This is a genomic window from Micrococcus flavus (assembly GCF_014204815.1).
Lineage (GTDB): Bacteria > Actinomycetota > Actinomycetes > Actinomycetales > Micrococcaceae > Micrococcus > Micrococcus flavus.
Genome location: NZ_JACHMC010000001.1, coordinates 1,175,840 through 1,201,010, shown reverse-complemented (window position 1 = coordinate 1,201,010; position 25,171 = coordinate 1,175,840). Strand labels below are relative to the sequence as shown.

Sequence of the window (25,171 nt, the reverse complement as noted above, 5' to 3'; positions counted from 1 at the left end):
GGGGCCGATGCCGTCCCCGTCCGAGCAACCGCGCCAACGGAAAGGACGGCTCCGTGAGCGATGCCTCCCTGTCCGCGCCGGTGACGCCCCAGGGCGCGCCGGTCGACCCCTTCACCCGCTTCTCCGCATTCCCTGAGGCCCAGGGTCTGTACGACCCCGCCCGGGAGACGGAGAACTGCGGCCTCGCCGTGATCGCCACGCTGCGTGGCGAGCCGGGGCACGACGTCGTGCAGCACGCACTCACGGCGTTGCGCGCCCTCGAGCACCGCGGCGCGGTGGGGGCGGACGAGGGCACCGGCGACGGCGCGGGCCTCCTGACCCAGATCCCGGACGCCCTGTTCCGTGCGGTGCTGGACGCCGAGCTGCCGCCGGCGGGGGAGTACGCCGCGGGCACCGCGTTCCTGCCCCGCGAGGGGGCCGAGCGCGAGCAGGCCCGCGCCGCCGTCGAGGACCTGGCCCGGGCCGAGGGGCTCAACGTCCTGGCCTGGCGGGAGGTCCCCACGGACCCGTCCGTGCTGGGCGAGGGCTCCCGGGCCGCGATGCCCGCGTTCGAGCAGGTCTTCCTCTCCTTGGCGGACGGGGAGGCCGGGGACGAGCCGGGGCAGTCGTTGGACGTGCGCGCATGGCGTCTGCGGCGTCGGGCCCAGAACCGGGCGGGGGTCTACTTCCCGTCGCTGTCCTCGCGGACCATCGTGTACAAGGGCATGCTGACCACCGCGCAGCTCGAGCCGTTCTACCCGGACCTCTCCGACGAGCGCTTCACCACGCTGCTGGGGATCGTGCACTCCCGATTCTCCACCAACACGTTCCCGTCCTGGCCGCTGGCCCAGCCGTTCCGGACCATCGCCCACAACGGCGAGATCAACACGGTCAAGGGCAACCGCAACTGGATGCGCGCCCGCCAGGCGCAGCTGTCCCACCCGATGCTGGGTGAGGTCCCCGAGGAGCTGTACCCGCTGATCAGCCCGATCGGCTCGGACTCGGCCTCGTTCGACGAGGTCGCCGAGCTGCTCATGCTCTCGGGCCGCCCGCTGACGCAGGCGATCATGATGATGATCCCGGAGGCGTGGGAGAACCACGCGACCATGGACCCGGCCCGCCGCGCCTTCTACCAGTACCACTCCATGCTCATGGAGCCGTGGGACGGCCCCGCGGCCGTCTCCTTCTCCGACGGCACGCAGGTGGGCGCCGTCCTGGACCGCAACGGCCTGCGCCCGGCGCGCTGGTGGGAGACGCGGGACGGACTCGTCGTGCTGGCCTCGGAGGTCGGCGTCGTGCCCCTGGACCCGTCCTGCGTGGTGCGCAAGGGCCGCGTGGCCCCCGGCCGGATGTTCCTCGTGGACACCGCGCAGGGCCGGATCGTGGCGGACGAGGAGGTCAAGGCCGAGGTCGCCGCCGCCCGTCCGTGGGAGCGCTGGGTCCAGGAGAACCTCGTGGACCTGGACGCGCTGCCTGAGCGCGAGCACGTGCGCCACTCGGCGGAGTCCATCCAGCAGCGTCAGCGGATCTTCGGCTACACCGCCGAGGAGCTGCGCGTGCTCGTCGGACCGATGGCCGAGAAGGGCGCCGAGCCGCTCGGCGCGATGGGCACGGACACGCCCGTCGCCGTGCTGTCGACACGCCCCCGCCTGCTCTTCGACTACTTCACACAGTCCTTCGCCCAGGTGACCAACCCGCCGCTGGACGCGATCCGCGAGGAGCAGGTCACCTCCATGCGCACCGGCATCGGTCCGCAGGGCGACGTCCTGTCCACGGCGCAGGTGCGCACACGGCAGATCGACATCCCCTTCCCCGTGATCGACAACGACCAGCTGGCCCGGATCCAGCACCTGAGGGACGACGACGGCACCCGCCTGACGCTCAAGGTCACCGGCACGTACCGCGTGGCCGGCGGGGCGGAGGAGCTGCGCTCCCGCCTCAAGGAGATCTGCGAGCAGGTCTCCGCCGCCGTGAACCGCGGGGTGGAGTACGTGGTGCTCTCGGACCGCGGCTCCACCGCGCAGTGGGCGCCCATTCCCTCCCTGCTGCTGACCTCTGCGGTCCACCACCACCTGCTGGCCAGCGCCAACCGCACCAGGACCTCGCTCGTGGTGGAGGCCGGCGACGTCCGGGAGGTCCACCACGTGGCCGCGCTCCTGGGCTACGGCGCCTCCGCGGTCAACCCCTACCTGGCCATGGAGTCCGCCGAGGAGCTCGTGCGCACCGGGGAGATCACCGGCGTCACCGCCGAACAGGCCGTGGCCAACCTCATCACCGCCCTCGGCAAGGGCGTCCAGAAGATCATGTCCAAGATGGGCATCTCCACGGTCTCCTCGTACACCGGCGCGCAGACCTTCGAGGCGCTCGGCCTGGCCCGCCGCTTCGTGGACCGCTACTTCGCCGGGACCACGAGCCCGCTCGACGGCGTGGGCCTCGAGGTGATCGCCGCCGAGATCCAGGCACGCCACGAGTTCGCCTACCCGCCGGACGGCAACGACATCAACCCGTACCGCGAGCTCGAGGTGGGCGGGGAGTACCAGTGGCGGCGCGAGGGCCCGCCCCACCTGTTCAACCCCGAGACTGTGTTCCGTCTCCAGCACTCCACCCGCGAGCGCCGGTACGACGTGTTCAAGGACTACACCCGCCGCGTGGACGACCAGGCCGCGGACCTGATGACCCTGCGCGGGCTGATGCGGTTCCGCACCGAGGGACGGACCCCCGTGCCGATCCGCGAGGTCGAGTCCGTCGCCTCGATCGTCACCCGGTTCTCCACCGGGGCCATGTCCTACGGGTCCATCTCACAGGAGGCCCATGAGACCCTCGCGATCGCCATGAACCGGCTCGGGGCCCGCTCCAACTCCGGCGAGGGCGGCGAGGACGTGGAGCGCCTGCTCGACCCGGAGCGCCGCTCGAAGATCAAGCAGATCGCCTCGGGCCGCTTCGGCGTGACCAGCCTGTACCTGGCCACGGCCACGGACCTGCAGATCAAGATGGCCCAGGGCGCCAAGCCCGGCGAGGGCGGCCAGCTGATGGGCGCCAAGGTCTACCCGTGGGTGGCGCAGACCCGGCACTCCACGCCCGGCGTCTCGCTCGTCTCCCCGCCCCCGCATCACGACATCTACTCGATCGAGGACCTCGCCCAGCTCATCTACGACCTCAAGCGCTCCAACCCCGAGGCGCGCGTGCACGTGAAGCTCGTCTCCGAGTCCGGCGTGGGCACCGTGGCGGCCGGCGTGGCCAAGGCGCGCGCCGACGTCGTGCTCATCTCCGGTCACGACGGCGGCACCGGCGCCTCTCCGCTGAACTCGCTCAAGCACGCGGGCACCCCCTGGGAGATCGGCCTCGCCGAGGCACAGCAGACCCTCATGCTCAACGGCCTGCGCGAGCGCGTCACCGTCCAGGTGGACGGCCAGCTCAAGACCGGCCGCGACGTGGTGGTGGCCGCCCTCCTCGGCGCCGAGGAGTTCGGCTTCGCCACCGCCCCCCTCGTGGTCTCCGGCTGCATCATGATGCGCGTGTGCCACCTGGACACCTGTCCCGTGGGCGTGGCCACCCAGAACCCCGAGCTGCGCTCGCGGTTCACGGGCAAGCCGGAGTTCGTGGTGAACTTCTTCGAGTTCATCGCCCAGGAGGTCCGGGAGCTCCTGGCCGAGCTCGGCTTCCGCACCCTGGACGAGGCGATCGGCCACCGCGAGCTGCTGGACGTCGACGCCGCCCTGCACCACTGGAAGACCGAGGGCCTAGATCTCTCCGGCATCCTGTCCGACCCCTCCGTGGGACGCCGCGCCGGGCAGGCCGACGCGCCCATGCGACGCGGCACCTACCAGGACCACGGACTGGACGCGCACATCGACAACCGCTTCCTCGCCGGGTTGGGGGACACCCTGACCTCCGGCGAGCCGGTGACCCTGACGGACACCGTGGTGAACACGGACCGCTCCGTGGGCACCTTGCTCGGCTACCACGTGACCCGCGCCCGGCTCACCGACGACCTGCCCGCGGACACGATCACGGTGGTGCTCACGGGGGAGGCCGGCCAGTCGTTCGGGGCCTTCTTGCCCGCCGGCGTCACACTGCGCCTGTCCGGTGACGCCAACGACTACGTGGGCAAGGGCTTGTCCGGCGGCCGGATCGTGGTCCGCCCGGACGAGGCAGCCCCGTTCGCCGCGGAGGAGAACACCGTGGCCGGCAACGTGATCGGTTACGGCGCCACCTCCGGCGAGCTGCTGCTGCGCGGCCAGGTGGGCGAGCGGTTCCTGGTGCGCAACTCGGGCGCCGCCGCGGTGGTCGAGGGCATCGGCGACCACGGCCTCGAGTACATGACGGGCGGCCAGGCGCTGATCCTGGGCCCGACCGGGCGCAACCTCGCGGCCGGGATGTCCGGTGGGCGCGCCTGGGTGCTGGACCTGGACCGCACGGACCTGAACCCGCTGGCCGTGCGGAACGACGACCTCATCATCGAGGCCCCCACCACGGAGGACCGGGAGTGGATCGTCGAGCTCCTGCGCGTGCATCGCGAGGAGACGGGCTCCGCCGTCGCCGAGCGGCTCTTGGCGGACCTGGAGGCCGGCGGCGAGGCCGCCGAGGCCGTCTGGGGCCGATTCACCACCCTGCTGCCGCGGCAGTTCGACCTGGTGCGGCGCACCCGGGCCGCCGCCGTGGAGGAGGGTCTCGACCCGGACGGAGACACCGTCTGGAACCGACTGCTGGAGGTGACCCGTGGCTGACCCGCGCGGATTCCTGAAGAACCGGGAGCGCGTCGAGCGCCCCACGCGTCCCGTGCCCGTGCGCATCATGGACTTCAAAGACGTGTACGTGCGCCAGGACGAGGCGGTCGTGCGGACCCAGGCGAGCCGCTGCATGGACTGCGGCGTCCCGTTCTGCCACTCCGGCTGCCCGCTGGGCAACCTCATCCCGGAGTGGAACGACCTGGTCCGCCGCGGCCACTGGGAGGAGGCGGCGGCACGCCTGCACTCCACCAACAACTTCCCCGAGGTGACCGGACGGATCTGCCCGGCCCCCTGCGAGGACTCGTGCGTGCTGGGGATCAACCAGCCGGCCGTGACCATCAAGCAGACCGAGGTGGCGATCGCCGAGCAGGTGTTCGAGCACGACTGGCTCGACCCGGTGGTCCCGGAGCGGCTCAACGGCCACACCGTGGCCGTGGTCGGGTCCGGCCCGGCCGGCCTCGCCGCCGCCCAGCAGCTCACGCGCGCCGGCTTCACGGTCGCCGTGTATGAGCGGGACGACCGCCTCGGCGGCCTCCTGCGCTACGGCATCCCGGACTTCAAGATGGAGAAGGACATCCTGGACCGGCGCATCGCCCAGATGGAGGCCGAGGGCACCCGGTTCCGCACGGGCGTGGAGATCGGCACGGACCTGACCTGGGACGCGCTCAAGGCCCGCTTCGACGCCGTGATCGTGGCCACCGGCGCTCCGGTGGGTCGTGAGCTGTCCGTGCCCGGTCGCAGCCTAGACGGCATCCACCTGGCCATGGACTACCTGGTCCAGGCCAACCACGCCTCCGCCGGCGACGAGGTCACCGACCCGATCAGCGCGGAGGGGCGGCACGTCGTGATCCTCGGCGGCGGGGACACCGGTGCGGACTGCATCGGCACCGCGCACCGCCAGGGTGCCGCCTCCGTCACCACCTTGGCCATCGGCCAGCAGCTGCCCGTGGAGCGCCCCGTCCACCAGCCTTGGCCCACCGTGCCCAAGGTGCACCAGGTGACCACGGCCGACGCCGAGGGCGGCGCGCGCGAGCACCTGGCCTCCACGCTGGAGTTCCTGGGCGACGAACACGGCCGCGTGCGCGCCCTCCGGGTGGCGGAGACCGAGATCCGGGAGGACGGCACGCGGGGACCGAAGCCCGGCACGGAGCGGGAGGTGAAGGCGGACCTCGTCCTGCTGGCCCTGGGCTTCACGGGCGTGGAGGAGGAGCACCTCACGGGTCAGATCGGCGTGCGCACGGAGCGCGGCGTGGTGTCCCGTTCGCGGACGTACGAGACGGACGAGCCCGGGGTCTTCGTGTGCGGCGACGCCGGTCGCGGCGCCTCGCTCGTGGTCTGGGCCATCGCCGAGGGCCGGGCCTGCGCGCAGGCCGTGGACGAGTCCCTCGAGTCGTGGTCCCGCCTGCCGCATCCGGTCAAGCCGACCGACCGCGGACTGGTGCTCGGCTGAGCGATGCATCTCACGATGACGCGCCGGACCCCCGCCCTCGGTCGCAGGCGGGCGTCCGGCTTAGGGTGGGACGCATGAGACACGCGAAGATCATCGCCACCTTCGGCCCGGCCACCGCTTCGGACGAGAGCACCCGCGCGCTTATCCGAGCGGGCGTGGACGTGGTGCGCATGAACATGAGCCACGGAGACCACGAGGTGCACGCCGCCACCTACGAGCGCGTGCGCCGGCTCTGCGTGGAGGAGCAGCGCCCCGTGGCGATCTTCGCGGACCTGCAGGGGCCCAAGATCCGCCTGGCACGCTTCGCCGACGGCCCGCACGAGCTCGCCGAGGGGGACCGCTTCACCATCACGGTCCGCGACGTCGAGGGCACCCGCGAGATCGTCGGCACCACTCACAAAGGCCTGCCCGGCGACGTGAACGTGGGGGATCCGCTGCTGATCGACGACGGCAAGGTGCGCCTGCGCGCCGTGGAGGTGACGGACACCGACGTCGTCACCGAGGTCGTGGTGGCCGGGGCCGTCTCGGACAACAAGGGCATCAACCTGCCCGGCGTCGCCGTGAACGTCCCCGCCCTGTCCGAGAAGGACGAGGACGATCTGCGCTGGGCCCTGCGCACCGGCGTCGACATGGTGGCGCTGTCCTTCGTCCGCGATGCCGCCGACGTGGACCGCGTGCACCAGATCATGGACGAGGAGGAGCGCCGCGTCCCGGTGATCGCGAAGATCGAGAAGCCGCAGGCCGTGGAGAACCTCGAGGCGATCGTGGACGCGTTCGACGCGATCATGGTGGCCCGCGGCGACCTCGGCGTCGAGCTGCCGCTCGAGGACGTGCCCGTGGTGCAGAAGCGCGCGATCGACCTGGCTCGCCGCTGGGCCAAGCCCGTGATCGTGGCGACCCAGGTGCTCGAGTCCATGATCGAGAACCCGCGCCCCACGCGCGCCGAGGCCTCCGACTGCGCCAACGCCGTGCTCGACGGCGCGGATGCCGTCATGCTCTCCGGTGAGACCTCCGTGGGCGCCCACCCGGTGACGACCGTGGAGACGATGGCCCGGATCATCGAGTCGACGGAGACCCACGGCCTCGAGCGGATCCTTCCACTGACCTCCCAGCCCCGCACCCGCGGTGGCGCGATCACCCGGGCCGCCGTTGAGGTGGCCGTCCAGCTGGACATCCCGTTCCTGGCGACGTTCACGGAGTCCGGGGACTCGGCGCGCCGGCTCTCCCGCCTGCGCCCCCGCCAGCCGATCTACGCGTACACCCACCGGGAGCACACCCACAACATCCTGTGCCTGACGTGGGGCGTCTACCCGAAGATGGTCCCGTTCGCGGAGACCACGGACCAGATGACCGCGCAGGTGGAGGAGTCCCTGACGCGCGAGGGGATCGCCGAGCACGGCGACCTCGTGGTGATCGCCGCCGGCTCCCCTCCCGGCAAGGTCGGCTCCACGAACACCCTGCGCGTGCACCGGGTGGGCGACGGCGTGGCCGAGGGCGCCACCGCCCTGCCCCGCGAGGAGCGCGAGCCGGTGGGCTTCTGGCACGACCCCGTGCTCTGAGGGCGCCCGGGCTCAGGCCCCCATCTGGTCCACCACGGTCCGGGCCACCTCGCGCATGCTCAGGCGGCGGTCCATCGAGGTCTTCTGGATCCACCGGAAGGACTCGGCCTCGCTGAGGTCCAGCCGGGCCTGGAGTAGCGCCTTCGCGCGGTCGACCAGCTTGCGGGTCTCGAGCCGTTCGCCCAGGTCTCGGACCTCCTCCTCGAGGCCCCGGATCTGGTCGAACCGCGCCACCGCGAGCTCCACCGCGGGCAGCAGGTCCTTCTCCGTGAAGGGCTTGACCACATAGGCCATGGCCCCGGCCTGGGCGGCGCGCTCCACGAGGTCGCGCTGGGAGAACGCGGTCAGCATCACCACCGGGGTCAGGCGCTCGGCGGAGATCTCCCCCGCCGCGGCGATCCCGTCCATGACGGGCATCATCACGTCCATGACCACCACGTCCGGGCGGTGTTCCCGCGCCGCGGCCACGGCCGCCTGGCCGTCGCCCACCTCGGCCACCACGGTGTGTCCGGCCGCGGTGAGGGTCTCCACGACGTCGAGGCGGATCAGCGCCTCGTCCTCGGCGACGACGGCGCGGAGGCCGGGGGTCTCAGTGGAAGGGGTCATCGGGGCTCCTCGGCGGTGCGGGGGGACAGGGCGGGCCGCGTCCCGCACGGCGCCCGCTGCGGCGGGCGGACCGGCGTCGACGGCGGCACGCGCCCACCCTACTCGGCGGCGGTCCGGGCGCGTCGCGCGGGCAGCGCGCCCCACCACCGGCCGGTCCGGGACCGGGGGACGACCGGCTGGTACTGTGGGCGGGTCCCGCCGGTCGGCGGGCACGCCCGAATGGTGGAACCGGTAGACACGCCGCACTCAAAATGCGGTGCCGCGAGGCGTGTGGGTTCGAGTCCCACTTCGGGCACCGAGGACGCCCCGACCCGGCAGGAGGCCCGGCATGAGCGCAGCCCAGACCCGCGCCGTGAGTCTGCTGGCCACCGCGTGCCCCGTGCGCGCCGTCGGGACCAACGGCCAGGTCTCCGAATGGGGTCGTCTGCAGGCGGGCGAGCCGCCGCACCGCCGCTGACCCGCGTCCGCCGTCGTCGCGGCCACGGACGCCGCGCCCGCCGTCCTGATCCCACGAGAACCCGGGGTGTCCATGCTCCTGCTCAGCCTCCTGCTCGCCATCGCCGCCGTCGGGGCGTCCTGGCCTTTCGCGCGCCTGCTCGGCCGCGACGCAGGCTGGGTGCTCGCGCTGCCGCTGCTGGCCGCGGCGGGCGTCCTGGTCTCCGCCTGGACCGGGGGCGTGCGCACCGAGACCCATCCGTGGATCCCGGCGATCGGCGTGGACCTGGACCTCCGGCTCGACGGGCTGGCCCTGGTGTTCGCGATGATTGTGCTGGTGATCGGTGCCGGGATCCTGGCCTACTCGAGCCGCTACCTCGGCGCGGACCGCGCGTCCTCCCGTCCGCACACCTTCTACCTGCTGATGACGGCCTTCGCCGCGTCCATGCTGCTGCTGGTCCTGACGGACAACGTGGTGGTCCTGTTCGTGGCGTGGGAGTTCACGTCCTTCGCCTCGTTCTTCCTCATCGGGCGCTCGGGCGACCATGCCCGCGATCCCGCGATCCGCACCCTGCTGGTGACCGTGGGAGGCGGGCTGGCCCTCCTGGCCGCCGTCGCCCTCATGGGGGTGCGCGCGGGCACCACCTCCCTGACCGGCGTGCTGGCCTCGGACATCTGGGCCGACCCCGCGTTCACCACCACGGTGGCCGTCCTGCTGGCGGCGGCCGCCTTCACGAAGTCCGCCCAGTTCCCCTTCCAGGCCTGGCTGCCGGACTCGATGGTGGCCATCTCCCCGGTCTCCGCGTACCTGCACGCCGCCGCCATGGTGAAGGCCGGCATCTTCCTGCTGCTGGTCTTCAGCCCGGTACTGGCGGGCACCCCCACGTGGTCCGCGCTGCTGATCGGCTCCGGCCTGATCACGGCCCTGCTGGGCGCCGTCTCGGCGATCCGCCGCCACGACCTCAAGGGCCTGCTGGCCTACTCCACGATGAGCCAGCTGGGCCTGCTGGTGACGGCCATCGGCATCGGCACCCCCGTCGCGCTGACGGCGGCGATCGTGCACACCGTGGCCCACGCCCTCTTCAAGTCCGCGCTCTTCATGCTGATCGGCGTGGTGGACCACGAGGCCGGCACGCGCGACCTGCGCGAGCTCGCCGCCCGCCGCGTGCACATGCCCGTCACCGGCACCGCGATCGCCGTGGCCGCACTGTCCATGGCCGGCATCCCGCCCCTGTTCGGGTTCGTGTCCAAGGAGGGCCTGCTCGACGCCGCCCTCCACACCCCCGGCCCCGCCTGGCTGCCGGTCCTCGTGACGGCCGGCATCGCGGTCACCTCGGTGTTCACCGTGGCGTACTCCGGCCGGCTCGTGCTCGGCGCCCTGGGCGTGTGGGGCCCGAGCCCCGCCGGGGCCGCCCACAGGTGGACGGCCGACCGCGGCGACGAGGTCCACGAGGCCCCGCCGACGTTCTGGGGCGTCCCCGTCCTCGCCGCGGCCGCCGCCGTGGCCCTGGGCCTGATGCCCGGCCTCCTGGACACCCCCGTCTCCCACGCGGCCCAGGCCGCCTCCGGCGAGGAGGTGCACGCGCACCTGGCCCTGTGGCACGGCGTGACCACCGCCCTGCTGGTGTCGGCCGCCGTGATCGCGCTCGGCGTGCTCCTCGTGCTGCTGCGCGGCCCGGTCGAGCGGATGGCCTCCCACGCGGGGCTGCCGTTCTCGGCCCTGGACGTCGTCGACGAGGCGCGGCACCGTCTGATCGGCATCGGCGCGGTGGTCTCCCGGGCCTCCGGGTCGCTGGCGCCCCGCACGCACCTGCTGATCCCCGCCCTCGTGCTGGCCGTGCTGGCCGCCGTCGGCGTGGCCACGGTGGGCGATCTGCCCGCGGTCGTCGGCCAGCCCTCCCGCTGGCACGACTGGGTGCTCGTCGCGCTCGTGGGCGCCGGCGTCGTCGCCACCATCCGCGCCAAGACCCGCATCGCGGCGATGGTGGTGGTCGGCGTCGTCGGCTTCGGCGTGACGCTCTGGTTCTTCACCCTGGGCGCCGTGGACGTGGCTCTCACCCAGCTGCTGGTGGAGGTGCTCACCGTGTGCGTCATGGTGCTCCTGCTGCGCCGCCTGCCCGCGCGCTTCAGCACCGAGCCCGCGCCGCGCAAGACGCAGGCCGTCCTCACCGCCACCCTGGCCGGCGTCGCCGCCACGGTGGGCGTGCTGGCGTTCACCGGGCGCACGAGCATGTCGGAGATCGCGCACTACTACCTGACCCACTCCTACAAGGAGGCCGGCGGCACCAACGTCGTCAACGTCATCCTCGTGGACTTCCGCGCACTCGACACGTGGGGCGAGATGACGGTGCTGGGCGCCACGGGACTCACCGTGGCCGCGCTCCTGCTGAACCGGCGCCCCACGCCGCCGCAGCCGTCCGCGGTGGACATGCGCTCCCCTCTGGCGCACGTGCGCGAGAACCTCGTGCACATCCGGGTGTTCGGGCGCATCTTCGGCGTCCTGATCATCCTGCTCTCCCTGGTCCTGCTGCTGCGCGGGCACTACGAGCCCGGCGGCGGGTTCATCGCCGCGCTGGTGGCCGGGGCCGGGTACGCGATGCTGTACCTGGCGGCGGACTCGGACACCGCCCGGCAGCTGCGGTGGCCGTACCTGGCCCTGATCGGGTCCGGCATCGCCCTGGGCACGGTCACCGGGCTCGCCGGGTATCTGACCGGCAAGGGCTTCCTCGGGGCAGCCGGGGTGAAGGTCTTCGGCTACGGGCTGTCCACGACCCTGGCGTTCGACCTGGGCGTGTACCTGGCGGTGATCGGCCTGATCGTCGCCGCCTTCTCCCTGCTCGGCCCGGAGCACCCGGCGGACGAGGGCGGTCCCGTCCCCGGCCCGGACCCGGACTCGCCCGCAGCCTCCGAGGCCGAGGCGCCCGCCCGCACCACCCCGACGGCACGAGAGGAGGCGACCCGATGACCATCGCCCTCACGGTAGGGATGCTGACCTTCGGCGCGTTCTACCTGTTCTCCAAGCGTGAGCTGCTGCGCGTGATCCTGGGCATGGTGCTGCTGGGCCATGCCGCGAACCTCGCGATCATCGCCGCCGGCGGCACCGACCGCCGCGCCCTGCCCTTCGTCGGCGCCGCCGACGTCGAGGTGCAGGCCGACCCGCTGCCGCAGGCGTTCGTCCTGACGGCCATCGTGATCGCCTTCGCGATCACCGTGCTGCTGCTGGCCCTCGCCGTGACGGGGCGGGCGGACGACGCGGTCGCCACCCCGGGCGAGGCACGGGACCCCCTGGAGCAGGCGGCCTCCGATGCGCGCTTCCCGCGCGCGGAGCGCCACGCGGCCGCGGGCCGGATCGCGCGCGGCCGGGCCGGCCGCAGGACGGGGGTGCGCCCGTGAGCGCCACGGCCCTGGGGCAGCTGCTGCCCCTGTTCATCGCCGTCCCCCTCCTCTCCGCGGGTCTCCTGGTCATCGCGGGGGACCGCCGCCGCCTGCACCGCGCCGTCCTCTTCGGCGCCCTCGGCCTCGTGACGGCGGGCGGTCTCGCGCTGGGCGTGCGCAGCCTCGACGGGTCCGTGCTGGCCGCCTCCCTGGGCGGCTGGCCGGGCGGCATCGGCATCGGCTTCGCCGCGGACATGCTGTCGGCCCTGATGCTGGTCCTGACGAGCGCCCTCACCATCGTGGGTGCGGCGTTCGCGTACGGCTCGCGGGTGGCGAACTCGCAGTACTTCGCCCCGCTGCTGCTCATCCTCATCGGCGGGGTCAACGGTGCGCTCCTGACGGCGGACCTGTTCAACCTGTTCGTGTTCATCGAGGTCATGCTGGTCCCGAGCTACGGCCTCTACGTCCTCTCCGCGAACCGCCGCGAACCCCTGCGCCGCGTGGACGGGGCGCGGCTGTACGTGACGCTGAACCTGCTGACCTCCACGATCCTGGTGGTCGGCGTCGGGTTCGTGTACGGGCTCACCGGGTCCGTCAACCTGGCCGTGCTCGCCGGCGCGGCCGTGGCGGACACCCGCGTCGCCGTCGCCGCGGGCATGGTCCTGTTCGCCCTGTCCATCAAGGCCTCGGTGGTCCCGCTGCACGGCTGGCTGTCCTGGGCCTACTCGTCGACGTCCCCGGCGGTGACCGGGCTGTTCGCCGCCCTCCACACGAAGGTGGCCGTCTACGCCCTGTACCGCGTCTACTCCGTCCTCTACGACGGCGACCCCCGCCTCCTCCCGGTGCTGCTGGTGCTCGCCGTGGCGACCCTCGTGATCGGCGCGCTCGCGTCCGTCGGCGAGCACGGCGTGCGCTCGATCCTGTCGTGGCAGATGGTCAGCGGCATCGGCGGCATCCTGGTGGGCCTCGGGCTGTCCACGCGCCTGGGCCTGGCGGCGGGCCTGTTCTACCTCGTGCACCACATGGTGGCGATGGGCTGCCTGCTCATGGCCACCGGCGCGATCGAGGTCCGCTACGGCACCGGGCGCCTCGCCGACGTGCAGGGCCTGGCCCGGCGGGAGCCCCTGGTCGCCGCCGCGTTCTTCGTCGGGCTGCTCTCCCTCGTGGGCATCCCGCCGTTCTCGGGGTTCGTGGGCAAGCTGATGCTCGTCACCGCGGGCCTGGACGCCGGGCGCACCGTCACGGTCGGGCTCGTCCTCGCCGCCTCGCTCGTGAGCCTGTGGGCGCTCCTGCGCGTGTGGGACGCCTGGTTCTGGGGCGAGCCCACGGCCCCGCACGGCCACCGCGAGCGACTGGCCACCGCGGCCCTGCCCATCGTGGGCGCCGCAGCGACCGCGCCCGCTCCCTCCGGCCGTGGGTCGAGCACGGACGAGGAGCGCACCGAGTCGTGGGCCTCGGGCGAGACCCTCGGCCCGCCGACCGGGGTCCTGCCCGTGACGGTCGACCCGGACGAGGACGTGACCCGGTCGCGCATCCCGTTCCGGCTGGCCGCGCCCGCGGTGGTCCTCGCGCTCGCCACCCTGGCGCTGGGCCTGGGCGGCCAGGCCCTGTGGACGGTCACCGACGTCGCGGCGCAGGGGCTGACGGACCCGAGCCGTTACATCGAGGCGGTGCTGCACCCGTGAGCCCCGCACTCCCGCAGCACCCGGAAGGAGCCGACCGCATGGCCACGCACACCCACGGAGACGGGACCGTCGACCTGACGGCGGGCACGGCGTCCGCCCTGTCCTGGCCCTGGCGCTGGCTCGTGTTCTGGTGCTGGTACGCCTGGGCCCTGGTGACCTCGTCCGAAGCCGTCATCAAGGACCTCGTGACCCCCGGCGACCAGGCCCGGTCGGGCATCGCGCGGGTGCGCAGCAACTGCCGCACGGACGCCGAGGTCACCCTGCTGTCCGCCCTCATCACGCTGACCCCGGGCACGCTGACGCTGGGCACCCGGCGCGCCGGCGCCGTCGGCGAGGAGGACGGCGACCCGGACGCCCGCCGTCTGCTCTACGTCCACGGCCTCTACGCCGAGGACGCCGACGCCCTGCGCGCGGAGATCCACGACATGGAGCGGCGCATGCTCCACGCGATGCGGAAGACGGGGGTGGCGTGATGCCGTTCGCCTACGACTGGTCCCTCGCGGGGATCGACCTGGCCATCGGGCTGCTGACCGTGGCGGCGCTCGTGTCCGCCTACCGGATCGTGGTGGGACCGCTGGACGCGGACCGCGCCGTGTCCGGCGATCTGCTCACGTTCAGCGCGCTGGGCATGCTGGTGCTCTTCGGCGTGCGCACGGACAACGGGTGGACGTTCGACCTGGTGCTGATCGCGGCCATCGTCGCCTTCCTGTCCGGCATGTCCCTGGCCCGCGCGCTGACGCGCGGCAAGCGTTGAGGAGGTCGCACCCGTGGACGCCATCCTGACCGTCGTCGGATCCGTGCTCGTGGTGATCGGAGCCCTGGTGTTCGTCACCGCGGGGCTGGGCCTGGTCCGGTTCCCCGACCCCTACACCCGCATCTCCGCCGTCGGCACGGCCGGCGGCGTCGGGATGATCCTCATCGTGGTGGGCGCCCTCCTGCTCGCCCCGGGCGTCGCCGCGCTCGTGAAGGTCGCGCTGATCGTGGTGCTGCAGCTCGGGTCGGCGTCCGTCGCCACCATGGCCCTGGGCCGCTCGGCCTACCTCACCGGGGTGCCCATGAGTCCCGGCCACTACGACGAGCTCGCCGAGGACACCCCCGGCCGCGAGGGCGGCCGGCCGGCCCCTCGCCTGCCGGACATGGACTGAGACCCTGACACGCGCCGGGCCCGGGACGACGCCGTCGTCCCGGGCCCGGTGCGTCCACGCCATGGTCAGCGGCCGCTGAGCACCATGTTCGTCATGCGCACGGTGGACAGCCGCCGCCCCTGCTCGTCCGTCATGACGATCTCGTGGGTGGTCAGCGTCCGGCCGAGGTGGATCGCGGTGGCCGTGCCGGTCACCAGGCCCGAGCGGATCGCCCGGTGGTGGGTGGCCCCGATCTCCGTCCCCACGGCGCCGCGGCCCGGTCCGGCATGGATCTTCGCGGCCATCGAGCCGAGCGACTCCGCGAGCACCAGGTGGGCGCCGCCGTGCAGGAGGCCCATGGGCTGCTCGTTGCCGGCCACCGGCATCGTGGCCACCGCCCGCTGCGCGGACAGCTCCACGAAGCGGATGCCCATCTTCAGGGCCAGCGGGCTGACGCCGGCGCCGCCGAGGGCCTCGCGCAGGTCCGCGGTCAGGCCGGAGGCGGAGGCGACGGCGTCGCGCTCCTCCTCCGTCATCACGGGCGTGACACCCGGGTGGAAGGCGAGGACGCCGAGGACGTCGGCGGGCGAGAGGTCCGGCTCAGGGCTGTCGGTCATGCCCAGTAGGCTGACATCCGGAGTCGAGAGGAGCAACACCACATGGGTGAGACCCGCATCGCCGAGCCCCGTCCGCGCCTGCTGGTGCTGGACGGCCATTCGATGGCCTTCCGCGCGTTCTACGCGCTGCCGGCCGAGAACTTCACGACGGACACCGGCCAGCACACGAACGCGGTGTACGGGTTCACGTCCATGCTGCTGACCATGATCCGCCAGCAGGCGCCCACCCACGTGGCCGTGGCGTTCGACCTCGCCGGTCCCATCTTCCGCTCCGCCGAGTACGGGGAGTACAAGGCCGGCCGCTCCGAGACCCCCGAGGAGTTCGCCGGGCAGATCGAGCTCACGGTCAAGGTGCTGGACGCCCTCGGCATCCCCACCCTCACCAAGGAGGACTACGAGGCCGACGACATCGTCGCCACCCTGTCCGCGCAGGCCGAGGCCGCCGGCTGGGACGTGTGCGTCGTCTCGGGGGACCGGGACGCCTTCCAGCTGATCTCGGACTCCACCACGGTGCTCTACCCCACGCGAGGGGTCTCGGAGGTGCCCGCCATGACGGCCGAGACCGTCAAGGCGAAGTACGGGGTGTGGCCCGCGCAGTACCCCGAGCTGGCCGCGCTCGTGGGGGAGTCCGCGGACAACCTGCCCGGCGTGCCCGGCGTCGGGCCCGGGTTCGCCGCCAAGTGGCTGGACAGGTACGGGGACCTGGACGGCGTCCTCGCCCACGCGGACGAGATCACCGGCAAGAAGGGCGAGGCCCTGCGCGCCCACCTCGACGACGTCCGCCGCAACCGCCGCCTGAACGCGCTCGTGCGCGACCTCGAGCTGGACGTCGCCCTTGAGGCCATGGAGCTGACCATGCCCGCGCGCGAGCCGGTGGAGGAGCTCTTCGACGCGCTCCAGTTCAACCGCATCCGCGAGCGCGTCTTCGAGGTGTTCGCCGAGCGGCTCGGCTCCCAGGCCCCCGCCGCCGCGGTGGAGGCCGCCCCCGAGCCGGTCGTCGCGACGACGGCGGCGCAGCTCCGCGACTTCCTCGCCGCCCACGCCGGCGCCCTGCTCGGCCTGCACGTGGCCGTGGACGGGCCCGACCTGCTGCCCAAGCGCAAGGTGCCCGTGCCCGGCACCTTCGGTACGCCCGTCGGGGTGGCGCTCGCCGCCGAGGACGCCGCCGTGTACGTGGACCTGGACGTCGCCGACCCGGACGAGGAGCTGATGACCGCCCTGCGCGGCGTCCTCGCCGACGCCGGCACGGACAAGGCCGTCCACGACCTCAAGCGGGTCCTCAAGGCGCTCGCCGCCCCCACCCGGCCCACCGCCCTGGGCCCGGACGCCGCCCTCGAGGGCGTGGTGGACGACGTCGCCCTGTCCGCGTACCTCATCCAGCCCGACCGGCGGGACGTCGACCTCGCCGCCCTGGCCCAGGCGCACCTGGGCACCCCCCTCGAGGCCCCCGAGGAGGCCCCGGCCGAGCAGGACGCCCAGGGCGCGTTCGACCTCGACGGCGGACAGGAGACCGCGGCGCGCGCGGCCCGCGCCGCCCGGACCGCCCGCGCCGCGTGGATCGTCCGCCGGCTCTCCGTCGAGTCCACCCCGCAGGTCCTCGACCGCGGCGCGCAGCGGCTCCTGCAGGAGATGGAGATCCCGCTCGCCCGGCTGCTGGCCCGCATGGAGCTGACCGGCATCGCCGTGGACGGCGACATCCTGGACGGGCTCCACGCCGACTTCACCGAGCGCGCCCAGGCCGCCAAGGACTCCGCGTGGGCGTCCGTGGCCGAGGCCACCGGCGGCATGCAGGTCAACCTCGGCTCGCCCAAGCAGCTCCAGGAGGTGCTCTTCGAGCACCTCGACATGCCCCGGACCCGCAAGACCAAGACCGGGTACTCGACGGACGTGGATTCCCTCCAGGACCTGCTGGAGAAGACCGAGCACCCGTTCCTCGAGAACCTCATGGCGCACCGCGACGCCACCAAGCTCAAGCAGACCGTCGAGGGCCTGCGCGAGACCGTGGCCGGCGACGGGCGCATCCACACCACGTACTCGCAGACCGCCGCCGCCACCGGGCGCCTGTCCTCCCTGCACCCCAACCTGCAGAACATCCCCGTGCGCACGGAGGCCGGCCGGCGCATCCGCGAGGTGTTCGTCGCCGGTGAGGTCGAGGGGGAGGAGGCCGTGCTCCTCTCGGCCGACTACTCCCAGATCGAGATGCGCATCATGGCGCACCTGTCCGAGGACGAGGGGCTGATCCAGGCCTTCCGGGACGGCGAGGACCTGCACTCGTTCGTCGGCTCGCAGGTGTTCGGGGTGGACCCGGACGACGTCACCGCCGAGCAGCGCGCCAAGGTGAAGGCGATGAGCTACGGCCTGGCCTACGGGCTGTCCTCCTTCGGCCTGTCCAAGCAGTTGAAGATCTCGGTGGACGAGGCGCGCGGCCTCATGAAGGGCTACTTCGACCGCTTCGGCGGCGTGCGGGACTACCTGCGCGACGTCGTCGCCCAGGCCCGGAAGGACGGCTTCACCTCCACGATCGAGGGGCGCCGCCGGTACCTGCCGGACCTCAGCTCGGACAACCGGCAGCTGCGGGACATGGCCGAGCGGGCCGCGCTCAACGCGCCCATCCAGGGCTCGGCGGCGGACATCATCAAGCGCGCCATGCTGGACGTGCAGGCCGGCCTCGTCGAGCACGGGCTGGCCTCCCGATTGCTCCTGCAGGTGCACGACGAGCTCATCCTGGAGGTGCCCGGCCACGAGCTGGAGCGGGCGACCGCCCTGCTGAAGGAGCGCATGGGCCGGGCCGCCGAGCTGTCCGTGCCCCTCGACGTGCACGTCGGACACGGCAGGAGCTGGCATGACGCCGCCCACTGAGACCCGCCCCGAGTCCGCCTGGACCGCCCCCGCCCCCGCCACCGCGGAGGCGCTCGCCGCCCACGGCCTGGAGCTGATGCGTGTGCCCTCCCCGTGGGAGACCGGCGACGCGGACCCCGAGGCCCCGTTCGACCACGACCGCCGCTGGGCGGACGCCCCGGCCGTGCGGCGCCACACCGCCGTGCTGCAGCGCAACTTCCACGAGGTCGGCGACCCGGACTTCGCCCTGGCGGACCGGTTCATCGGCGTGGAGCAGGGCGACCGGCGTCGCCTCAGCGGCGTGTATCCGCGGCAGGCGGACCCCGCACGCACGGACCCCGTGGGCACCCTGGCCGACTTCACGAAGCGCCTGAACATGGGCGGCGGACGCCTTCTGCCTGCCTGGTGCATCACCGAGGTCACCGTCTCGCCCACCCACCGGCGGCGCGGGATCCTGCGCGCCATGATGAGCGAGTCGCTGCGCCGTGCGCGCACGGCCGGGGTGCCCATCGCCCTGCTCACGGCCACCGAGGCCACCCTCTACCGGCGCTTCGGCTTCGGGGTCTCCACCTATCACCGCTCGGTGTGGCTGGACGCGACCCGCGGCCTGCAGCTGCGCGGCGGACGCCCGGAGGGCTCATTCCGGTTCGTGGAGCCGACCGCGTCCGCCGAGCTCATCGACGGGCTGTGGCGTCGGGCCTTCGAGGCCCAGGCCGGCTCCGTGGAGCGGATCCGCTTCCACGCGGCCCGGGAGACGGACCGGGATCCGCGCGTCGACGGCGGCCGGCCGCAGGGCCTGCGCGCCGTCGTCTCCACGGGCCCGGACGGGGTGGACCGGGGTGTGGCGGTGTACCGCGTGGACGGCTCCACGGCCGAGCTGATCGCCGAGGACCCCGTGACGGCCACGGTGGTCTCCTTGTGGGCCGCGGACGCCGAGGCGTACCGGGCGCTGCTGGAGTTCCTGGGGAACCTGGACCTCGTGGTGCGCCTGCGCCTGCCCGCCGTCGCCAACGACCGGCTGCTCGAGTTCCTCGTCCTGGACGAGTCGCGCATCTACACCCGCGGGGTCCACCATCACCTGTGGCACCGGATCCTCGACGTGGCCGCGTGCTTCGAGGCCCGGCCGTACCTGCACGAGGGCGCTGTGACGGTCACCGTCGAGGACGCCCTGGGCCACGCGGCGGGCACGTGGGAGATCGCGGCCTCCGGCGGCGTCGGGCGGGTGACGCCGGCGCCCCCCGAGGCCGCCGAGCTGACCCTGGACGTCGCCGATCTGGGCTCGGTCCTGCTGGGCGGGGTGAAGGCGGAGATGATGCGCGCGGCCGGCATCCTCACCGAGCACCGCCCCGGCGCGGCCGCCGACCTGGACACGCTGCTGCGCCAGCCGCGCCCGCCCTACTCGCTGACCGGCTTCTGAACCGGCCGACCCCGCTCCTGACCCGATCCGAGAGGCAGCCATGACCGCGACGAGCACGACCCCGACCTCCCCCGACGACGTGCTCACGCGCCACGGCCTCGTCCTGCGCACCCTCGCCCCGCTGGAGCGTGGCCCGGACGGCGCGGACCCCGCCCGCGCCGGACACCCCGCGCACGTGCGGCACACCGCGGCCGTGGAGAAGGGCTTCTACGAGGAGGTCCCGGACGGGGCGGCGGCGGACCAGGACCTCGGCGTCAGCGCCGACGACGCCAAGATCCTGCGTGGCGTGTACCTCGCGCAGGACGACCCGGCCGAGCGCGAGCCCGTGGGCACGTTCGTGGACTGGACCTCGCGCCTGACCACCTCCCCGGGCAGGGAGCTGCCCGTCTGGATGATCTCCAACGTCACCGTCTCGCCGGGCCACCGTCGGCGCGGGATCCTGCGGGCCATGATGACGGCCTCCCTGGGCGAGGCGGCGGCGGCCGGGGTGCCGGTCGCCGCCCTCACCGCCTCGGAGTCCACCATCTACGGCCGGTTCGGCTTCGGCGCCGCCTGCACGGGCCGCACGGTCCGCGTGGACGTGCGCGGCGGACTCGTCCTGGCGGCGGACGCGGCCGGGCACCGGGAGGAGGATCCCGGGACGGTGCTGCGTGAGGATCCGCGGGCGATGCCGGGCGTCGTGGAGGAGCTCCACGGCCGGGTGCGGCGGACCACGCCCGGCAGCGTGCACCGCCCCTCGGGGCACGTGGTGCGGTGGGAGGACCGCAGCGCGGCCAAGAACGACGGCAAGGGATCCGGGCTGTTCGCCGCCGTGCACCGGGACGGTGACGGGACCGTGCAGGGCGTGGCGCTCTACCGGTTCGACGGGTGGGAGAAGGAGCCGACCACCGAGTCCGTCGAGGCCTTCCTGGCGGCCACCGACGCCGCGGCCCGGCAGCTGTGGCGCTTCCTGGCCCACCTGGACCTGATCGACCGGCTGCACCTGACCCGCTGCCCGGACGACGGGCGGCTGGAGCAGCTGCTCGCCGACCGCCGCAGGGTCAGCACGAAGGCGGTGTGGGACGACCTGTACCTGCGCATCCTGGACGTGCCGGCCTGCCTGGGCGGGCGCGACTACGCCCCGGAGGTCGCCGGCGCCGTGGTGCTGCGGGTCGCCGACGCCGCCGGCCACGCCGCGGGCACCTGGCGCCTGGAGGTCGCCCGGGGCGTCGGCCGGGTCGAGCCGCTGGGGGACGACGCGCGGGCCGATCTCGAGCTCGACGTCGCGCACCTCTCCGGCGTCTGGCTCGGCGGGATGCGGGTCGGGGCGCTCGTGGGCGCCGGCGTCGTGGCGGAGCGGGCGCCCGGTGCCGCCGCCCGACTCGACGCACTCCTGCATCCCGCGGCGCCCGTCCATCTGCTGACGCGCTTCTGATACGCTAGATGAGCACATTCGTGCGCACCAGAAACATGTCCATCACGACCCACGCCGGGTGGGGCGCCTCAGGCGCCCGGACGCCGTCCGCGGACGGCACGGTACCCGGTGTGTCCCCTGATCCCGACGGAGTCCCTCCTACATGACCACCACTTCCAACGCCCCGCAGGTCACCATCAACGACATCGGCACCGCCGAGGACCTGCTCGCCGCCATCGACGCGACCATCAAGTACTTCAACGATGGGGACCTCGTCGAGGGCATCGTCGTCAAGGTGGACCGCGACGAGGTCCTGCTCGACATCGGCTATAAGACCGAGGGCGTCATCCCGTCCCGCGAGCTGTCCATCAAGCACGACGTGGACCCGGACGAGGTCGTGGCCGTGGGCGACACCGTCGAGGCCCTGGTCCTCACCAAGGAGGACAAGGAGGGTCGCCTGATCCTCTCGAAGAAGCGCGCCCAGTACGAGCGCGCCTGGGGCGACATCGAGAAGATCAAGGAAGAGGACGGCGTCGTCGAGGGCACCGTCATCGAGGTCGTCAAGGGCGGCCTCATCATCGACATCGGCCTGCGCGGCTTCCTCCCGGCCTCGCTCGTGGAGATGCGCCGCGTGCGCGACCTGGCCCCGTACATCGGCCAGAAGCTCGAGGCGAAGATCATCGAGCTGGACAAGAACCGCAACAACGTGGTCCTGTCCCGCCGCGCCTGGCTCGAGCAGACCCAGTCCGAGGTCCGCTCGAACTTCCTGCACAAGCTGGAGAAGGGCCAGGTCCGCTCCGGCACCGTCTCCTCCATCGTCAACTTCGGCGCCTTCGTGGACCTGGGCGGCGTGGACGGCCTCGTGCACGTCTCCGAGCTGTCCTGGAAGCACATCGACCACCCGTCCGAGGTCGTCGAGGTGGGCACCGAGGTCACCGTCGAGGTCCTCGAGGTGGACATGGACCGCGAGCGTGTCTCCCTGTCGCTGAAGGCGACCCAGGAGGACCCGTGGCAGCTCTTCGCCCGCACCCACGCCCTGGGTCAGGTCGTGCCGGGCAAGGTCACGAAGCTGGTGCCCTTCGGTGCGTTCGTGCGCGTCGAGGACGGCATCGAGGGCCTCGTGCACATCTCCGAGCTGGCCTCGCGCCACATCGACACCGCCGAGCAGGTCGTGTCGGTCAACGACGAGCTGTTCGTCAAGGTCATCGACATCGACCTCGAGCGTCGCCGCATCTCGCTGTCCCTCAAGCAGGCCAACGAGGGCGTGGACCCCGAGGGCACCGAGTTCGACCCGGCGCTCTACGGCATGGCCGCCGAGTACGACGACGAGGGCAACTACAAGTACCCCGAGGGCTTCGACGTCGAGACCAACGAGTGGATGGAGGGCTTCGAGGCCGAGCGCGGCGCCTGGGAGCAGCAGTACGCCGACGCCCAGTCGCGCTGGGAGTCCCACAAGGAGCAGGTCCGCCGCTCCCTCGAGGAGGAGACCCAGGCGGTCGCCGAGGCGCCCGCTTCCGGCGGCTCCACCTACTCGTCCGAGGCTCCGGCCTCCGACGGCGGCACCCTGGCCTCCGACGAGGCCCTCGCCGCCCTGCGCGAGAAGCTCACCGGCAACTGAGCGCCCCGGCCGGGCGGGCTCCACGGAGCGCCGCCCGGCCCGCACACCGACGGGCCCCGTCCTCCTCCGGGAGGACGGGGCCCGTCGTCGTCCGCGCAGCCGGCCGCGCTCGACGCCTCAGGCCCGCGTGGACACCGTGACCGTGAACGTCCGGTCCCGGGCGACCTGGCGGGTCGGTCCGACGACGGCCTCCAGGACCGGGCGATGCCGCAGGTGGGAGTTCCACACGCACCAGAGCTGGCCGCCCGGGGCGAGGACGCGGCCGGCGGCCTCGATCATGCGGTGGGCCACCGTGGGGTCCACCGCGGTGGCGTCATGGAAGGGCGGGTTGAGTACCACGGCCCGCACCGAGCCGTCCGGCACCCCGCCCAGGGCGTCGTCCTGGACCGCCGTGATCCGGTCGGCCAGGCCGTTCGCGGCGGCCGTCGCCGCCGAGGAGGCCACGGCGTCGGCGGACTGGTCGCTGGCCAGGACGCTCGCCTCGGGCCACACCCGGGCGGCGACGACCGCCAGCAGCCCGTTGCCGCTGCCGGCGTCGACGACGTCCGGCACGCTCGCCGGGGCACGCCAGGGCAGGTCCACCTCCAGCCCGGAGGCGGTGCGCACCCTGCCGGCGTGCGGCTCGGGCAGGGCGGGGGAGCGCTCGGCGAGCGTGCGCGCCAGCAGCCGGCTCCCCGGGTCCGCGGCGGCGCCGCCGAAGGTGGCCCAGCCGCCCACGAGCGTCACCTCGCCCAGCCCCGCCAGGCGGTGGACCCGGGTGCGCGGGGCGGGGATCGCCGCGTCCGGGCGCGGGTGGGCCGCGGTCAGCACGCGCGACTTCGACCGGCCCCGGCCGGGCACCACGGTGCGGAAGGAGCGGGCCAGGACGTCGTTCATGGCCGGGCTCATGTGCTTGTCCCGCCCCGCGCCCAGGACGAGGACGTCGTCGGCGGCGTGCACGGCCACCGCGGAGGCGGTCAGGTGCAGGGCGTCCAGGGCGCGGGGCAGCGAGAGCAGCATGGTGCGGGCGCCCGCCAGCGTGGTCCCGTCCACGCCCCCGACGGTCAGCTCGCCCCAGCCGGCGGGCAGGCGGCCGTCGGCGTCCTGGAACTGCTCCAGGTTGTGCCGCACCGAGCGGGCCGCCGAGGCCTCGTCCACGCCGAGGCGCACGTCCAGCCCCTGGGCCAGCAGCGGCAGGCAGACGGCGCCGTGCTGGTCGTGCAGCACGGCCACGGGGGCCGGGTCGCGTCCGTCGGCGGCCCAGCCGGCCAGGGTGTCGACGAGCAGGACGTCGGCGGCGTCGTGCGCCTGCCGCTCCCGGGATGCGGACAGGGGCCAGCGCTCGAGACGGCCGAGGTCGAACGCCGCGCTCCAGTGCCGCGGCAGGGGGCGGCCGCCCACGTCGGGGGTGGTCAGGGACCGCGCGTCCAGGCGGGCGGTGTCGGGGGAGGCGTCCATGGCGCCCATCCTAGGAACGCGCCGCGGGGTCGTCGGTCCAGGCGTGCCCGGCCGGCTCTGCCCGCGCGTGGCCCGCGGTGATCCGGGCCAGGGCCGTGTGCAGGCCGCCGACGGCCTGGGGGCTGTCGGCGACGCCCAGCTCGATCACGGCCTCCGGGCCGTCCCACCGGATCCCCGTCACGGGCGCGCCCGCCAGCTCGAGCTCGTGGGCCCAGCGGCCGGCCTCGCCGTGGGGAGCGGCGACGGCGAACAGGGCGCGGCGACGGCGGGCCACGAGCGGTGCGGCGTCGAGGGCGCGGCTGACGGCGTCCGAGTACGCGCGCACGAGCCCGCCGGCACCGAGCTTGACGCCGCCGAAGTACCGGACCACCACGGCGGTGACGTCGGTGAGGTCGGCGCGCCCGGGCGCGGTCTCGCGCAGGGCGAGCGCCTCGAGCATCGGGACGCCGGCGGTGCCGGCGGGCTCGCCGTCGTCGCTGGAGCGCCTGCGGGCCCGGTCCGCCCCGAGGATCCAGGCGCTGCACACGTGGCGGGCGTCGTGGTGCCGCCGGCGCAGCGCGGCCACCACGGCCCGCGCGGACTCCTCGTGCGGCGTCCGGGCCAGGTACGCCAGGAAGCGGCTGCGGCGGACCTCCTCCTCGTGCCGGATCCAGCCGCATTCGTGCATCAGGCCGGCCGCGGGGACGGTGCACTCGACGGGCCCGGACGGGCGGGGCGCGGCATCGGTCGGGACGGGGGAGGGCATGCCCGCCAGCCTAGGGGGGGCAGCACCGGTGGCGGGGCGGCAGGGACGCCCTCGGTCGACACCGGGATGCGTCGACCACTGACCCACCGGTAGGGTCGATGCTCGTGCCCACCGTGCACCAGCCCCGGCGTGAGCCGATTGGACCGGCCGCGTCAGGGGTTCC

18 protein-coding genes and 1 tRNA gene are annotated in these 25,171 nt (G+C 73.5%); 15 read left to right on the top strand and 4 right to left on the bottom strand.

Annotation, left to right across the window (positions count from 1 at the left end; all coding sequences use genetic code 11):
• The first annotated feature begins 53 nt into the window (after positions 1–53).
• From gltB to pyk, 3 genes are all read left to right on the top strand, one after another.
• Entirely contained in the window at positions 54–4,706 is a 4,653-nt protein-coding gene (gene gltB / locus BJ976_RS05495) for a glutamate synthase large subunit (protein ID WP_135027681.1), read from the top strand.
• Positions 4,699–6,159, top strand: a complete 1,461-nt coding sequence (locus tag BJ976_RS05490) for a glutamate synthase subunit beta (protein WP_135027678.1) — start codon at positions 4,699–4,701, stop codon at positions 6,157–6,159. Before gltB ends, BJ976_RS05490 begins: the two co-directional genes overlap by 8 nt.
• 74 nt (positions 6,160–6,233) lie before the next feature.
• Positions 6,234–7,718: a pyruvate kinase gene (pyk, locus tag BJ976_RS05485; protein WP_135027675.1), complete on the top strand. Its 1,485-nt coding sequence runs from the start codon at positions 6,234–6,236 to the stop codon at positions 7,716–7,718.
• Between the two features lie 12 nt (positions 7,719–7,730).
• Here the strand turns inward: pyk and BJ976_RS05480 are convergent, their stop codons facing one another.
• Positions 7,731–8,324 (bottom strand): ANTAR domain-containing response regulator, encoded by a 594-nt coding sequence (locus BJ976_RS05480; RefSeq protein WP_135027672.1) that lies wholly within the window; start codon positions 8,322–8,324, stop codon positions 7,731–7,733.
• A 213-nt stretch (positions 8,325–8,537) separates the two neighbouring features.
• On the opposite strand from BJ976_RS05480, the gene BJ976_RS05475 reads away from it, so the two are divergent.
• From BJ976_RS05475 to BJ976_RS05445, 8 genes are all read left to right on the top strand, one after another.
• Positions 8,538–8,619: transfer RNA gene (locus tag BJ976_RS05475), tRNA-Leu, on the top strand.
• A 33-nt stretch (positions 8,620–8,652) separates the two neighbouring features.
• The gene (locus BJ976_RS11985) at positions 8,653–8,781 is read left to right on the top strand and encodes a hypothetical protein (RefSeq protein ID WP_260399197.1); all 129 of its coding nucleotides are present in this window, start codon (positions 8,653–8,655) and stop codon (positions 8,779–8,781) included.
• 72 nt (positions 8,782–8,853) lie between these two features.
• The gene (locus BJ976_RS05470; RefSeq protein WP_135027670.1) at positions 8,854–11,724 is read left to right on the top strand and encodes a DUF4040 family protein; all 2,871 of its coding nucleotides are present in this window, start codon (positions 8,854–8,856) and stop codon (positions 11,722–11,724) included.
• Positions 11,721–12,152 (top strand): cation:proton antiporter subunit C, encoded by a 432-nt coding sequence (locus BJ976_RS05465; protein ID WP_135027666.1) that lies wholly within the window; start codon positions 11,721–11,723, stop codon positions 12,150–12,152. The genes BJ976_RS05470 and BJ976_RS05465 overlap by 4 nt, the downstream gene beginning before the upstream one ends.
• A complete protein-coding gene (locus BJ976_RS05460) occupies positions 12,149–13,819 on the top strand; it encodes a monovalent cation/H+ antiporter subunit D family protein (RefSeq protein WP_135027663.1) in 1,671 nt (556 codons plus the stop codon). The genes BJ976_RS05465 and BJ976_RS05460 overlap by 4 nt, the downstream gene beginning before the upstream one ends.
• 38 nt (positions 13,820–13,857) lie before the next feature.
• On the top strand, positions 13,858–14,292 hold the full coding sequence (locus tag BJ976_RS05455) for a Na+/H+ antiporter subunit E (RefSeq protein ID WP_135027660.1): 435 nt from the start codon (positions 13,858–13,860) through the stop codon (positions 14,290–14,292).
• Complete coding sequence (locus BJ976_RS05450) at positions 14,292–14,573, top strand: MrpF/PhaF family protein (RefSeq protein WP_184231894.1); 282 nt, start codon at positions 14,292–14,294, stop codon at positions 14,571–14,573. Before BJ976_RS05455 ends, BJ976_RS05450 begins: the two co-directional genes overlap by 1 nt.
• Before the next feature lie 13 nt (positions 14,574–14,586).
• Positions 14,587–14,964 carry a cation:proton antiporter gene (locus tag BJ976_RS05445; protein WP_135027653.1) on the top strand — a complete coding sequence of 126 codons (378 nt, stop codon included), beginning with the start codon at positions 14,587–14,589 and terminating at the stop codon, positions 14,962–14,964.
• Positions 14,965–15,029: 65 nt separating this feature from the next.
• On the opposite strand, the gene BJ976_RS05440 is transcribed toward BJ976_RS05445, so the two are convergent.
• Complete coding sequence (locus tag BJ976_RS05440) at positions 15,030–15,560, bottom strand: hotdog fold thioesterase (RefSeq protein ID WP_135027650.1); 531 nt, start codon at positions 15,558–15,560, stop codon at positions 15,030–15,032.
• A 42-nt stretch (positions 15,561–15,602) separates the two neighbouring features.
• On the opposite strand from BJ976_RS05440, the gene polA reads away from it, so the two are divergent.
• From polA to rpsA, 4 genes are all read left to right on the top strand, one after another.
• Positions 15,603–18,419 (top strand): DNA polymerase I, encoded by a 2,817-nt coding sequence (gene polA / locus BJ976_RS05435; protein WP_135027648.1) that lies wholly within the window; start codon positions 15,603–15,605, stop codon positions 18,417–18,419.
• Complete coding sequence (locus BJ976_RS05430) at positions 18,403–19,815, top strand: GNAT family N-acetyltransferase (RefSeq protein ID WP_135027645.1); 1,413 nt, start codon at positions 18,403–18,405, stop codon at positions 19,813–19,815. Before polA ends, BJ976_RS05430 begins: the two co-directional genes overlap by 17 nt.
• 40 nt (positions 19,816–19,855) lie before the next feature.
• Positions 19,856–21,229, top strand: coding sequence for a GNAT family N-acetyltransferase (locus BJ976_RS05425; RefSeq protein WP_135027643.1), 1,374 nt, complete (start codon positions 19,856–19,858; stop codon positions 21,227–21,229).
• Positions 21,230–21,371: 142 nt separating this feature from the next.
• Positions 21,372–22,826 carry a 30S ribosomal protein S1 gene (gene rpsA, locus BJ976_RS05420; protein ID WP_135027640.1) on the top strand — a complete coding sequence of 485 codons (1,455 nt, stop codon included), beginning with the start codon at positions 21,372–21,374 and terminating at the stop codon, positions 22,824–22,826.
• A gap of 117 nt (positions 22,827–22,943) precedes the next feature.
• Here rpsA and BJ976_RS05415 read toward each other — a convergent pair whose 3' ends face one another.
• Together BJ976_RS05415 and BJ976_RS05410 are read right to left on the bottom strand one after the other, a co-directional pair.
• A complete protein-coding gene (locus BJ976_RS05415; RefSeq protein ID WP_167736873.1) occupies positions 22,944–24,263 on the bottom strand; it encodes a class I SAM-dependent methyltransferase in 1,320 nt (439 codons plus the stop codon).
• Between the two features lie 10 nt (positions 24,264–24,273).
• A complete protein-coding gene (locus tag BJ976_RS05410; RefSeq protein WP_376698710.1) occupies positions 24,274–25,008 on the bottom strand; it encodes an IMPACT family protein in 735 nt (244 codons plus the stop codon).
• Positions 25,009–25,171: the final 163 nt, after the last annotated feature.

Coding starts and splice junctions, on each gene's coding strand:
- BJ976_RS11985 (WP_260399197.1), top strand. CDS start 8,653: ATGAGCGCAGCCCAGACCCGCGCCGTGAGTCTGCTGGCCACCGCGTGC.
- BJ976_RS05425 (WP_135027643.1), top strand. CDS start 19,856: ATGACCGCGACGAGCACGACCCCGACCTCCCCCGACGACGTGCTCACG.
- BJ976_RS05440 (WP_135027650.1), bottom strand. CDS start 15,560: ATGACCGACAGCCCTGAGCCGGACCTCTCGCCCGCCGACGTCCTCGGC.
- BJ976_RS05430 (WP_135027645.1), top strand. CDS start 18,403: ATGACGCCGCCCACTGAGACCCGCCCCGAGTCCGCCTGGACCGCCCCC.
- BJ976_RS05410 (WP_376698710.1), bottom strand. CDS start 25,008: ATGCCCTCCCCCGTCCCGACCGATGCCGCGCCCCGCCCGTCCGGGCCC.
- BJ976_RS05480 (WP_135027672.1), bottom strand. CDS start 8,324: ATGACCCCTTCCACTGAGACCCCCGGCCTCCGCGCCGTCGTCGCCGAG.
- BJ976_RS05470 (WP_135027670.1), top strand. CDS start 8,854: ATGCTCCTGCTCAGCCTCCTGCTCGCCATCGCCGCCGTCGGGGCGTCC.
- pyk (WP_135027675.1), top strand. CDS start 6,234: ATGAGACACGCGAAGATCATCGCCACCTTCGGCCCGGCCACCGCTTCG.
- BJ976_RS05415 (WP_167736873.1), bottom strand. CDS start 24,263: ATGGACGCCTCCCCCGACACCGCCCGCCTGGACGCGCGGTCCCTGACC.
- BJ976_RS05455 (WP_135027660.1), top strand. CDS start 13,858: ATGGCCACGCACACCCACGGAGACGGGACCGTCGACCTGACGGCGGGC.
- BJ976_RS05450 (WP_184231894.1), top strand. CDS start 14,292: ATGCCGTTCGCCTACGACTGGTCCCTCGCGGGGATCGACCTGGCCATC.
- rpsA (WP_135027640.1), top strand. CDS start 21,372: ATGACCACCACTTCCAACGCCCCGCAGGTCACCATCAACGACATCGGC.
- BJ976_RS05465 (WP_135027666.1), top strand. CDS start 11,721: ATGACCATCGCCCTCACGGTAGGGATGCTGACCTTCGGCGCGTTCTAC.
- polA (WP_135027648.1), top strand. CDS start 15,603: ATGGGTGAGACCCGCATCGCCGAGCCCCGTCCGCGCCTGCTGGTGCTG.